Raw genomic sequence first — 12219 nt, 5'->3', positions numbered from 1 at the left:
GCCTGGGCTAGGAAACCGGAGCCAGCACCGGGTAGTCCGTGTAGCCGGCGGCACCGTCGGTGTAGACGGTGGCCTGGTCCAGTTCGTTCAGCGGGAGGTCTTCCTGCCAGCGGCGGGCCAGGTCCGGGTTGGCGATGGCCGGGCGGCCGACGACGGCGGCGTCGGCCAGGTCTTCTTTGAGCAGCATGATGGCGTCATCACGCGTAGTGACGGTGCCGAAGCCGGTGTTCATCAGGACCGGGCCGCCGAAGCGGCGGCGCAGGTCCTGGATCATCTCGTCGGCCGGATCCGCGTGGAGGATGGAAAGGTAGGCCGGCTTCAGATCCGCGATGCCGTCCACCAGAGCGGTGTAGGTGGCGGTGACATCGGCTCGGTCGGTTTCCAGCACGCCCTGGATGTTGTGTTCCGGAGAGATGCGGATGGCGGTGTGCTCGGCGCCGATGGCCTCGGCCACCGCGCGGAAGGTTTCGATGACCATGCGGGCCCGGTTCTCCGGCGATCCGCCGTAGTTGTCGGTGCGCGTATTGGAGACGGGGGAGAGGAATTCCTGCAGCAGGTAGCCGTTGGCACCGTGCAGCTCCACGCCGTCGAACCCTGCCTTCATGGCGTTCTGCGCGGCGGAGACGAAGTCCTGTACGACGCCGGGAAGCTCGGCTTCGGTGAGGGCGTGGGGGACGGGGTAGGGCTGCTTGCCGTCGTAGGTGTGGGCCATGCCTTCGAGGGCGATGGCGCTGGGGGCCTGGGGCTGGTGTCCGCCGTTGATGTTTTCGTGGGCGACGCGTCCGGAGTGCATGAGCTGGGCGACGATCCGGCCGCCGGCGGCGTGGACGGCGTCGGTGACGCGCTTCCAGCCGGCGACGTGGTCTTCGGTGACCAGGCCGGGCATCAGGGGGTTGCCCTGGCCGGGGAAGGAGGGGTAAATGCCGTCAGTGATGATCAGGCCCAGGGAGGCGCGCTGGCGGTAGTGCTCGATCATGATGTCGGTGGGCACGCCGTTGCGGTCGGCGCGCACCCGGGACATCGGTGCCATGACGAGGCGGTTGGGCAGTTCCATGGTGCCGACGGTGAGCGGGGTAAAGAGTTTCACTCAGGATTTCCTTTTGTCGCGTCGCTCAGGCCCTTTGAAATGGCCTGAGCTGAAGTTCGTATCTCCAGCGACAACCGGCGGAGGCATCGGTGCTATTCCGCGAAGCGAGCGAGCTCACACCGGGGCGTCCCTGCGGAAGCTCTACAAATCGACATGCAGATTCGTCAGCAGTATTTTGGTGGACGCGTCCCGGTATTCGGTGACCACCCCGAACTCCCGGTTGATAATGGCTTCACCGGTTTCTCCGGGCGCTTCCCGATGTTCCAGCTTCAAAGTCACAAAAACATCATCTTCGAATGCGGCGGTGACCCGCATCTGATCGGCCGCACCGTCCCAAATCCGCATCTGCAACGGGTGGAACAGTGCTATTTGCGGAGGCATCCAGTCCGCCCTTTCCAGTCCGCCGACTTCCTCTCCGGACGGCGACCACATGACCAGCCCCCTGACTGGATCGCAGCTGGAACCGCCGGAGGAGCTGTCGGTTAGTGACCAGGTGCTGCGGCTGCGGTTCACCTTGACGGCCTCTTCTGCCGTGCTGCCCGACTCATTCGTCGTGACTGCCGTGCATGCCAGCGGCGGCGACATCCGTGCGTCTCGGGTCATCGCTATGACTGCCAGGATTGCATTGAAACTGTCTGAACCCTCCACTGCGCCAGCCCCGTTCTCGTCGTGCCCGTTGAAGTGTCAGGGAAGATATCCCCCGGCAAGGGACACTGTAGGCGAAGGCCGGGAGTCATGATGCAGGGGAAGAGCCTAGAACTTCCGCTCTGCCACGTTGACCCGGGTGGCGGCGTCGAGTGCCGAGCGGATCTCATCCGCAGGTGTCGCGCTGGGTGGGGTGTTCATCAGCTGCTGCTCGGACGCGTTGGGATCCGCAAAGTAGATCAGCCCGTAGGCCGGAGTCTCGGGCTCGAACTTCCAACTCTCGGCCAGCGTCCCGGCATCCACGGTGTCATAGCCAAGCCGCTCGATGATGGCCGTTGCCTGCGTCTTGGCAGCGGCGTCGTCGCCGGCAATGGGCAGCGCTGAACGGTCCGGCGCACCTTCCGGGCGGGCGAGGGCCGGGATGTGCGCCGCAGTGATGTTGTTGAACACCTTCACGTAGCGGGTGTCACCGAGCATCCGCTGCACCAGCTCGCTTGTGGTTACGGTGCTCTCATCAAGTTCTTCGATGCGTCCGTCGCGTGACGGGTAATAGTTGCTCGTGTCAAGGACGAGTTTGCCGGCCAACAGCCCGTCCGGCAGGTCCTTCACTGCTTTGAGCGGAATGGAAAGCACGACGGCGTCGGTCTGGCCGGCTGCCTCTTCGACAGTTCCGGCCTGGGCGAGCGGACCCAGTTCGGCGACCAGGCTTCGAAGTGATTCCGGTCCCCGTGAGTTCGCGATGACCACGTTCATGTCCGCAGCAACCGCCAGCGTCGCCACAGCCGATCCGATGTTTCCGCTTCCTATGATTCCCAGTGTTGGCATGTTGCTCATCCCTTCGGTGGTGTTGTGGTGTGTGCAAGCACTGGCCGGAACGGGAAAATTCCCGCAGGAACCGTGCGGCTCAGATCGCCGGCACGGCCACGACCGCTAATTCCTTCAGCTGCGCGGCGGTCAACCGGGCACCAAACGCGGATCCGCCCGGCTGCAGGAACAGGGTCCCGGCCAAAGAGGCGACCGGAACCGGATCGTAGCCGATCCGGTCCACCACCGCCGAGACGAGCGCGACAGCGTCCGGCTGATTCCCGGCCACCGCCAAGCCAAGCCTCTCCGGATGCCCGGCAGGACGACGGTCCGGCTCCAGGCTTGAGTATCCGGTGTGGTTAAAGGTCTTCACCACGGCGGTGCCCGGAAACATCTCCTGCACCACCTCTGATGAGCCAAGATCCTTCGCCGCGAACCCGGGAATGTCCCCGTCCACAGGAGGCCAGTAGTTCATCGCGTCCACCACCACCTTGCCTTCCAGCAGGGCCGGGTCCACAAGGTGCAGCCGGTGGAGCGGCAGCGCGAGGATCACGAGGTCAGCGTCGGCCACGGCGTCCCGGGTCCACTTTGGCTCCGCGCCCGGGGTGATGATGCCTGCCATCAGTGCCAGGGCCTGCGGATCACCGGAGGCGGAGAGTGAAACCCGGTACCCGGCGTCGAGCAGTGAACGGGCGACCGCGGTGCCCGCTTTTCCTGCGCCCACCACCGCAATGTGCAGGTGCTCAGAGGTGGCTGCAGGGGTCTGATCCAAGGAAGTGTCCGGGGTGTCTGCCGGTGAAGAGGTCATGCCTGCGGCAACGCGCGCTCCGCCGCCGTCATTCCCGAAACGGTCCGCTGCGGAAGGACCTACCCGCCGTCCAGACGCTCCTGGCGCTGGCGCTGCCGGCTAACGGTCCGCGGCCGGTTCCTGCCATCCGCCGCGGCGGGTCATGGACGGAGGCACCGGCTCCGGCGCCCGCCACACGACGATCAGCAGCGTCGCAAAAGGTCCCAGCAGCAGGGAAACGAGGAACCAGTTCCACCGGGAGCGGTTCTTCTGTTCGGCGAGACCGGCGTTGATCAGGGCTACCGTGAACCAGAACGTTCCTGTGCTTACGTATTCATCCATCAGGCCACCCAACCACAACCGGCGGAGTTCTGCATGGATGTTGCGCGGCCCCTGGCCGCGTTGTCCCGTCCGCTAGATTGGTCGCATGACTTCAGTGGGGGCTGTGCTCGAGATATCCGAATTGTCCGTAGGATACGGCGGTGCGCCGGTGTGCGGAGCGATCACGGCGCAGGCGGAGGCCGGCGAAATCCTGGGCGTGGTGGGATTCAACGGGGCCGGCAAATCCACAGTGGCGCGCACTATCGCCGGAAAGCAGCCGATGCTCGACGGCGAGGTGCGGGTGCACGGCCTGCCGGTCAATGAAGACGCCCTTCCGTTCCGCCGCCAGGTGGCCGCCCTGTTCGATGAGGACGCCTTCTTTCCCTCCCTCTCGCTGCGTGAGCACCTCCAGCTGGTGGCCCGCGGACACTCCGTTCCGGACCCGGACAAAGCGGTGAACGCCGAACTGGACTTCTTTGCCCTGCAGGAGCGCGCCGACGCCGTTCCCGCCTCCGTCTCATCGGGGCAGCGGCGCCGCCTGCTGCTGGCCTCCGCCCTGATCCGGCCCTCCTCGCTGCTGATCTTGGACGAACCCGAGCAGCGTCTGGACCCGGTCATGCGCGAACGTCTGGGGGAGCGGATCAATGGGTACGCCGACGGCGGGGGCACGGTTTTGCTGGTCACTCACGACCCGGCGCTGCTCCTGGCCACTGCCGACCGGTGCCTGCTGATTGACGACGACGTCCGCGAGATCGCCCCCGACCGTGCCGCTTCCGAAATCGCGGGACGCTAGCGATGACCTCCGGAGCCGCCGTCAGAACGGCACCGACAATTTTCGATCCTGTTCGCTTCACGCGGCAGGCATCCCGCGCTTACACCCGGGGCCGGAGCCGGATCCGGGATGTCTTCGTTGATGTCTACACAGCTCTCCTGACTGCGGGAACGATCGGAGCACTCGCGGCGGGACTGGTCCTGGCGCTGCGCGAGCAGGTAGCCCTGGCCTGGTCCGCGGACTCGGCGGGGCGCACCCTGGTGGACCCGCCGTCGTTCTCCCTGCCCGACGGCGCGGCACCGACCGTGCTGCTGTTCGCCGCGTTGGCGGCGATCATGGTGGTGGCCCGAAAACTTGGTCCGGCCGCGGTCAGCGGACCCGAAGGGTACTGGTGGCTGAGCCTGCCACTGGACCGGCGGCGCATGGTGTCAGGACGGCTGATCCGCCGCCTGGTCCTGGTCTGGGCAGGAGCATCTGTACTGTATCTGCCGTTCGGCTTCATCACGGATCTTGCAGCCAGCGTGCGCGGACAATTCGGAGCAGCCGCGGCGTTTGGCGTGGCAGCTGTCTGCGCGGTGCTGCTCGCGCTCCTGCGGCAGGTCGGGGCAGGACCCGCCACATCTGGGGGACCGGCAACTGCGACACCGGCGATGGCAAGCCGGACCGCGCGCGGGCTGGCCCGGCGAATGGTCTCGGGCCCGCTGCCCGGTCTGTTGCTGCTGGCGGTGCTGAGCTTTGTTCCCCGGCAGGCCGCAGCAGGCCTGTGGGGACCTGCGCTCGTCACTTTGGCTGCCGCCGTCGCGCTGTGGCTGGTCTGCCGGCCCCGGTTGGGGGACATTCCGGGCCGGGATCTCATCCGCGGCGGCGCGGTGTCCGGGCATGCCGGGGCAGCGGTGTATCTCATGGACCCGAACGAGGTGGCGCGTGCCCTGTCCGCCGATTACGGCGTCGTTGTTTCCGCACGCGCCGGCCGCTGGTATGCGAAGGGCGGCCGGACGCCGTTTGGAGCGCTGCTGCGGGCCGATACCGCCGCGTTCCTGCGGACACCGGGTTTGTGGGTCCGCCCGGTGCTGCTGCTTTCGCTGTGTATGACTCTGCTGCTGACCGGCGGGAGGCAACCGGTTCCGGTACAGCTGGCTCTGATCGCCGCCACGGTGTTTGCGGTGGTTCCGGCGCTGGGTGCGGTGGCGCGGCGGACCGCGATCATGCCGGGACTGGATTTGCTGCTGCCGCTGTCGCTGAGCATGGTGCGGCTGAGCCGGACGGCTTTGCCCGCAGCTGCCCTTGCACTGTGGTCCGCTCTGTCTTGCGCCGTGCTGGTGCTGCTGGGTGCCGGCAGCCCGGAGTTGATTGCTCTGGGTGCGCTGGCAGGCGTGGGGTTTGGTGCGTCGGCCGTGCGGGGAGCGTACCGGGTCCAGCCGGACTGGACGGCTCCGCCGGTGGACACCGCGTTCGGTCCGGTGCCCACGGCTCAGACCGGGGCCATGATCAGGGGATTGGACACCACGCTGCTGGCGCTGGTACCGCTGCTGCTGGGCCTGTTCCTGGGTTATGCCCCAGGTGTGCTCCTGCTGGCACAGACAGGGTTCTCCGCGGTGTGCCTTCTGATGGTGATGTACTCAAATCCGAAGTAGGCCCGAAAAGGGTCCAGGGCCTCTACGTTGCTACGGCCGTCAGGTCCGTGATTTCGGACGCGGCGTTATTTCGGACGGATTCCACGCCCTTCAGCGCCGATGCCTTGGACTTATAGCTTTCCGACGAAGCGATGACTTCGCCATTGCCTGCCTTCAGGCGGAACCTGTACCCGCCGGACTTGTCCTGATAGACCTCGAATTTTCCTGCCATGACTGCCTCGTTTGATCTCGGTTCCGGTGCTGCATTCTTGTGGCAATGCAGGGTAAACGACTCCCCGCATAGCGGAAGGGGCAGACGCCGGATTCACTCGGTGTCCGGCGCCGCTGCACCCGTCAGGAGGGCGGGTGAGGACCGCAGGTCAGGCGTGCTGTGAACAGGGGAACACTACCCCTCCAAGCGTATGCCTGTCTCCGGGATTCGGTGGGGGAGAACACAAACCTTTCCTGATAGGACCCGTCGGGGCGGGCCAACCTGTCCGGCGGATGCTCACGCCGCTAGAGTTGGCAATCACCTGCAGGACGGGGGCGGGCCGATAATCCGCGTACATCCCTGCGGTCGGATAGGGAGGAACATGCGCGCCTGGTGGGTTGATGATCCCGGCCCGCTGACCGGTCCAGCTGCCGGCCGGCCGCTGGTTTACGGCGAGCGCCCGGATCCGGTACCGGGTCCCGGGGAACTGCTGGTCCGTGTCCGTGTCTGCGGTGTTTGCCGGACTGACCTTCATCTGACCGAAGGAGACCTGCCACCAAAACGGCACGGGGTGATTCCCGGGCACGAAGTCGTGGGCGAGGTAGTTGGGACGGGTCCTGGCTGCACCCTCTTCTCCCGGGGTAAGCGGGTGGGCATAGCCTGGCTGCGGTCCACTTGCGGCCGGTGCCGGTTCTGCCTCAGCGGGAGGGAGAACCTCTGCCTCACTCCCCGGTTTACGGGATGGGACGACGACGGCGGGTTCGCTGAGCTGGCCACGGTTCCGGAGAGCTTCGCCTACCCGCTGCCCGATACGTTCAGCGACGAGGAAGCAGCACCCCTGCTGTGTGCAGGGATCATTGGCTACCGTGCCCTGCGCCGGTCGGGGATCCGGCCCGGCGGGAACCTGGGCATCTACGGTTTTGGTGCCTCGGCCCATCCGGCCGCACAGGTTGCCATGTTCGAGGATGTTCAGGTCCATGTCATGACTCGTTCAGAGAAGGGCCGCCGTCTGGCCCGTGAACTGGGCGTGGCGTCCGTCGGCGGAACAACCGATGAACCTCCCGTTCTCCTGGATGCGGCAATCCTCTTCGCCCCGGCTGGAACGCTGGTGCCGCCCGCCCTCCGCGCCCTGGACCGCGGCGGGACCCTGGCCGTGGCCGGCATCTACCTCAGCGCCATTCCGGAGCTTGACTACGACGCGGAGCTTTTTCAGGAACGCCGGCTGCTCAGCGTCACGGCGAACACCCGGCAGGACGGCAACGAGTTTCTGGAGCTCGCGGCCCGAATCCCCGTCCGCGTGAGCACCACGCCGTACTCCTTCTCCGCGGCGGACCGTGCCCTGACGGACCTGGCAGCTGACCGGGTCTCCGGAGCCGCCGTCCTCCACATAGCCGCTTCACCGGCCGATGCCCGCTGAACCGCGGCCGGATGCCGTCCCGTCACCCGCGCTGCCGCTGCCTGCCGCGGTGACACCCCTGCGGTATCAGGCCGTCATCTTTGACATGGACGGGGTCGTCACCGACACAGCTTCGGTGCACCGCTCAGTATGGAAAGCCCTCTTCGACTCCGTCCTCGCTGACAGGAGAGCCGAAGCAGCCTCCGGCGGCCCCTTCCAGGACAGCGACTACTACGCCTACGTTGACGGGCGCCCGCGCGAACAGGGAGTCCTGGGGTTCCTCCGCTCCCGCGGAGTGGACGTTCCCCTGGGGTCCCCGGATGACGCGCCCTGGTCCTGGACCGCCTACGGCCTGGGGTCGGCCAAAAACGTGCTGTTCCTGGCCGCCCTTCAGCAGGATGGTGTTCGTGCCTATCCCGGAACGGTGGGTTTGTTGGACCGGCTGCGCACGGACATGGTGCCGGTGGCCCTGGTTACGGCCAGCCGCAACGCGCCCGCCGTCCTCGCGGCGGCGGGGCTGGAGGACAAGTTCGACGCCGTCGTCGACGGTTCTGTTGCGGCGGACCTGCAGCTGAAGGGCAAGCCGGACCCCGCGACGTTCCTCGAAGCCGCACGCCGTCTCGGCGTCAGCCCCTCGCAGGCCGTGGTGATCGAAGACTCCACCGCAGGCGTTGAAGCTGCGCGCAGCGGCGGGTTCGGACTGGTGGTCGGCATTGACCGGGCCAAACAGCGCACCCAGCTGGAGACTGCCGGGGCGGATCTGGTGCTCCGGGATCCCGGGGAGCTGGACATCGGCCTTGTGCTGTCCCACCCCTGGCAGCTGATTTACGACGGTTTTGATCCCTGGCACGAGGGGCACCGGGAGGCGCTGACAACGCTCGGCAACGGCCGGATGGGAACCCGGGGAACAGCACCCGAAGCCCGTGCGGACTCCATTCACTATCCCGGAACCTACGCTGCGGGCATCTTTAACCGTGTTCCGGAGGCCATCGGCGGTGAGACGGCGTGGAACGAGCACATGGTGAATCTGCCGAACTGGCTTCCGGTGGACCTTCGCTTTGGCTCCGGCGGCTGGTGGTCCGAAGGCGGGCTGATTCTGCGGCGGGAACACCGGTCGCTGGACATGCAGCGTGCCGTCCTGACCCGCCGTGTCCTGCTGGAGGACGGGAACGGACGGCGGCTCGACGTTGTCCAGCAGCGCGTCGTGTCCATGGCCTCTCCCGCGCTCGCCGTATTGGAGACCACGGTGACTGCCCGGGGGTGGGAAGGGCCGGTGGAGTTCAGGACAGGGATTGACCACGACATCCGCAACGCGAATGTGGCCGAGGACGCCTCGCTGGGAAACCGCCACCTCAATACCCTTGCCGTTGACCTGCAGTCCGGCACGGAAAGCGTTGAAGCTGAAACCACGCAAAGCCAGATCCGGATCGCTGTTGCCGTGCGGGTCACCTTCCGCGCAGACACCCCGGTGGACAGCAGCCCGCTGCCCGGAGCATCCGGGGCGGGAGCGGATTCCTCCCGCTGGCTGCAGCACCATCGCGGGGAGCTGCGCGGTGGAAAGCCCTTGAGTGTCCTCAAAACCGCCGCCGTCGTCACCTCCCATGACCGGGCCATTTCCACGCCGGCCTCCGGAGCGCACGCCGTGCTCGTCCGCACCCCGGCCGACTTCACCGCAATCCTTGCCGGCCACCAGGCTGCCTGGCGCAGGCTGCTGCATTTGTTCAGCCTTGACCTGCACGCGGACGGTCAGACGCAGCTGGTCCTGAACCTGCATGTGTTCCACCTGCTGCAGGTGCTCACCCCGATCACTGAGGAACTGGACGTGGGTGTCCCGGCACGCGGACTGCACGGGGAAGGCTACCGGGGACACATTTTTTGGGATGATCTGTTCGTCCTGCCGCTGGTCACCTCGCGGCTGCCCTCCATCACGCGCTCGGTGCTGAACTACCGGTGGCGCCGTCTGGACGCCGCCCGGGATACGGCCCGCTCGGCCGGGCTGTCCGGCGCACTGTTTCCCTGGCGCAGCGGCAGCGATGGAACCGAAGAAACGCCCCGGTGGCTGTACAACAGGTTTTCCCAGAAATGGATGAGGGACAACTCCCGGCTTCAGCGCCACGGCAGCCTGGCTGTCGCCTACAACGTCTGGCAGTATTTCCAGGCCACCGAGGATCGTCAATGGCTGATCAGCCGCGGAGCGGAGATCATCGTGGAGGTCGCCCGGATGATCGCGTCCATGGCCGAAACGGGGGAGGACGGACGGTTTCACCTGCGCGGCGTGGTGGGGCCGGACGAGTACCACGACGGTTACCCGGAGCACCCCGGCTCCGGGGTGGATGACAACGCGTACACCAACATCATGGCCGCCTGGCTGTGCGCCCTCCCGGCACGGATCCTCAAGGAACTGCACGGACAGGACAGCAAGTATCTGCGGAAGAAGCTGGGGATTACCCAGGCCGAACTGACGTTTTGGAAGCAGCTGGGCCGGCGGCTTTACGTCCCTTTCCATGACGGCATGATCAGTCAGTTCGAAGGATACGGCCGGCTCAAGGAGCTGGACTGGGAGCATTACCGGCGGCGCTACGGCAACATCGAACGGCTGGATTTGATCCTTGCTTCGGAGGGAGACAGCACCAACGGCTACAAGCTCTCCAAACAGGCCGACGTGCTGATGCTGCTCTACGTCCTGGGTGAAGAGGACCTGGTGCGCCTGCTGCGGCGGATGGCTTACGACGTCGGGCCGGGACAGATCCGGGCAATGGTGGACTACTACCTGTCCCGGACCATTCACGGTTCCACGCTTAGCCGGGTCGCCCATGCCTCCGTTCTGTCCGCCTCCGATCCGGAACGCGCGTGGGACACGTTCAGGGACGCCCTCGACGCCGACCTTGACGATACCCAGGGCGGCACAACCCGAACCGGAGTGCACCTGGGCGCCATGGCCGGAACCATCGACGTTGTGCAGCGCAGCTTTGCGGGGCTGCGGATGGAATCCGGGGACCTGGTCTTCACCCCCAGGCTGCCCTCAGGGCTCCGGCGGGTGTCCTTCCGGGTTCGCTACCGCGGGGTGCTGCTGGATATCAGCTTGGAACGCACCGTCCTGCGGGTATCGGCCGCTCCGGGTAATCTGCCCCCGGTCCGGATCCGGGTGGGGAATGCCCTGTTCCAGCTCCGTCCCGGCGGCCGCGTGGACATCCCGCTGGAGCCGGCGGGAGAACTGGTCTAAGGAGCGCTCTGGAAGAAAGGGTCATGAGGGGAGCTGTCTCGGCGAGGGATCCTCCGGGCCGTCATCGCCGCTGATCCACTGTGCGAAGCGCGCACCGGGATCCCCGCCGATGATCAGGAAGCGGGCGAAGAGGGTAAGCGGTACAGCCAGGAGCGAGCCAACCGCTCCCAGCAGGGTTGTCCAGAGAACCACCGAGGCGAAGGTCAGTGTGACGCTCAGCCTTACTGATTCACCCACGAACCGGGGCTGGATCAGCACTTGGAGGGTGACGTTGACGATGCAGTAAATGGCCAGCACCAGCAGTCCCAGCTCCCATCCGCCGACGGCGACAGCGAGCACGACGGGAGGCACCACGCCCAGGACGAAACCAATATTGGGGATGTAGTTGGTGACGAACGCGAGCACCGCCCAGACGAATGGACCGGGTACGCCGAGGACCCAGAGGGCGAGTCCGTCAATCACCGCGACGATCAGCCCGAATATTGAGTTGACGAGGAAGTACCGGTTGGTTGCGGCGGTGAACCGGTTGAAGGCCTGCAGCCTCCGGCCGCTCGCCTCCGCTAGCTCGGCCGGGGGATTCTGCCACCGTGCAGCATCCATCCCGAGGAACATCGCGTAGGCGAAGACAAAAAAGACGGCCGTGCCCAGGCCCAGCAGCTGCGTGCCGGCATTGAAAACGGTCGTCAGGAGTGCAGAGGGCTGGATTGCCCGCGTTAAGTCGTCCATCGATACGGTGCTGAATCCGAGGCTTCGGAAAAACGACTCAAGCGTCTCGGCGCTCTCTTGCAGCTGGCCGGCGTAGTCGGCCAGAATGCGCGCGAACTGCCCCAGAGCCAGAAGGACCAGCACGGCCAGAACCAGCAGGATGCCCCACGCGATCGCCACGACGACGAGCGTGCCTACCCAGCCTGGGGCGCCGCGCCGGTCCAAGGGTTTTCGTGCGGGCAGCGCGATAATGACGAGCGCCGCGGCCAGCACCAGCGGTCCCAGGAGCGATCGGCCTGCCCATACCGTCCAGCAGGCACCACCGGCAGCCGCCAGGGTCAGCAGAATCCGCGTTGGCCTGGCAAGTCCGGATGACCCGGGTGGCTCACGATCACTCATGCGGCCTCACAGTTGTCAGGGAACGACGACGCTAAAGTCCGGCCTCCGCTGCTTCTTCCCGGCGACCCCTACCACCACAGGTTGGCGCACAGGGCAATCTCCGTCTAGAGGCAACCTTGTATACCGGCGCCTTGGGGACGGGAATCATTTCCTGCTCCGGATCAGCGCATGGTGTGACCGTGGGCCGCCGCTTCCAGAGCCGCAGATCGGCGTTCGGTTTGGCTGGCTGCATCACTCCTGTTCGACAGCTTGGTGC

The 12219-nt window shown here is 66.2% G+C and carries 11 protein-coding genes; 4 read left to right on the top strand and 7 right to left on the bottom strand.

What is annotated here, in order from left to right; genetic code table 11:
- Window positions 1–7: 7 nt before the first annotated feature.
- The 5 genes from CXR00_RS10410 to CXR00_RS10390 all read right to left on the bottom strand — a co-directional run bounded on the left by CXR00_RS10410 (window position 8) and on the right by CXR00_RS10390 (window position 3665).
- Entirely contained in the window at window positions 8–1087 is a 1080-nt protein-coding gene (locus CXR00_RS10410) for an alkene reductase (RefSeq protein WP_104054426.1), read from the bottom strand.
- A gap of 141 nt (window positions 1088–1228) precedes the next feature.
- Window positions 1229–1690, bottom strand: coding sequence for a hypothetical protein (locus CXR00_RS10405; protein ID WP_146068479.1), 462 nt, complete (start codon window positions 1688–1690; stop codon window positions 1229–1231).
- A 150-nt stretch (window positions 1691–1840) separates the two neighbouring features.
- The gene (locus CXR00_RS10400) at window positions 1841–2557 is read right to left on the bottom strand and encodes an NADPH-dependent F420 reductase (protein WP_104054843.1); all 717 of its coding nucleotides are present in this window, start codon (window positions 2555–2557) and stop codon (window positions 1841–1843) included.
- A 79-nt stretch (window positions 2558–2636) separates the two neighbouring features.
- On the bottom strand, window positions 2637–3344 hold the full coding sequence (locus CXR00_RS10395) for an NADPH-dependent F420 reductase (RefSeq protein ID WP_104054424.1): 708 nt from the start codon (window positions 3342–3344) through the stop codon (window positions 2637–2639).
- 99 nt (window positions 3345–3443) lie between these two features.
- Complete coding sequence (locus CXR00_RS10390) at window positions 3444–3665, bottom strand: hypothetical protein (protein ID WP_104054423.1); 222 nt, start codon at window positions 3663–3665, stop codon at window positions 3444–3446.
- 85 nt (window positions 3666–3750) lie between these two features.
- Between CXR00_RS10390 and CXR00_RS10385 the strand changes: the two genes are divergently transcribed.
- Window positions 3751–4437, top strand: a complete 687-nt coding sequence (locus tag CXR00_RS10385; RefSeq protein ID WP_308470495.1) for an ABC transporter ATP-binding protein — start codon at window positions 3751–3753, stop codon at window positions 4435–4437.
- A gap of 2 nt (window positions 4438–4439) precedes the next feature.
- Window positions 4440–6050, top strand: coding sequence for a DUF6297 family protein (locus CXR00_RS10380; RefSeq protein ID WP_104054421.1), 1611 nt, complete (start codon window positions 4440–4442; stop codon window positions 6048–6050).
- 22 nt (window positions 6051–6072) lie between these two features.
- On the opposite strand, the gene CXR00_RS10375 is transcribed toward CXR00_RS10380, so the two are convergent.
- Window positions 6073–6261, bottom strand: a complete 189-nt coding sequence (locus CXR00_RS10375) for a DUF1508 domain-containing protein (RefSeq protein WP_104054420.1) — start codon at window positions 6259–6261, stop codon at window positions 6073–6075.
- Between the two features lie 361 nt (window positions 6262–6622).
- Between CXR00_RS10375 and CXR00_RS10370 the strand changes: the two genes are divergently transcribed.
- Entirely contained in the window at window positions 6623–7657 is a 1035-nt protein-coding gene (locus CXR00_RS10370; protein ID WP_104054419.1) for a zinc-dependent alcohol dehydrogenase family protein, read from the top strand.
- Entirely contained in the window at window positions 7647–10859 is a 3213-nt protein-coding gene (locus CXR00_RS10365; protein WP_104054418.1) for a beta-phosphoglucomutase family hydrolase, read from the top strand. Before CXR00_RS10370 ends, CXR00_RS10365 begins: the two co-directional genes overlap by 11 nt.
- A gap of 21 nt (window positions 10860–10880) precedes the next feature.
- Here the strand turns inward: CXR00_RS10365 and CXR00_RS10360 are convergent, their stop codons facing one another.
- A complete protein-coding gene (locus CXR00_RS10360; RefSeq protein WP_104054417.1) occupies window positions 10881–11963 on the bottom strand; it encodes an AI-2E family transporter in 1083 nt (360 codons plus the stop codon).
- Window positions 11964–12219 lie beyond the last annotated feature (256 nt).

It is taken from the genome of Arthrobacter sp. 9E16, from assembly GCF_002929435.1.
Classification (GTDB): Bacteria; Actinomycetota; Actinomycetes; order Actinomycetales; family Micrococcaceae; genus Arthrobacter_B; species Arthrobacter_B sunyaminii.
Note: the sequence above shows the minus strand (reverse complement) of the source record. Positions and strands in the feature narration are given on the sequence as shown.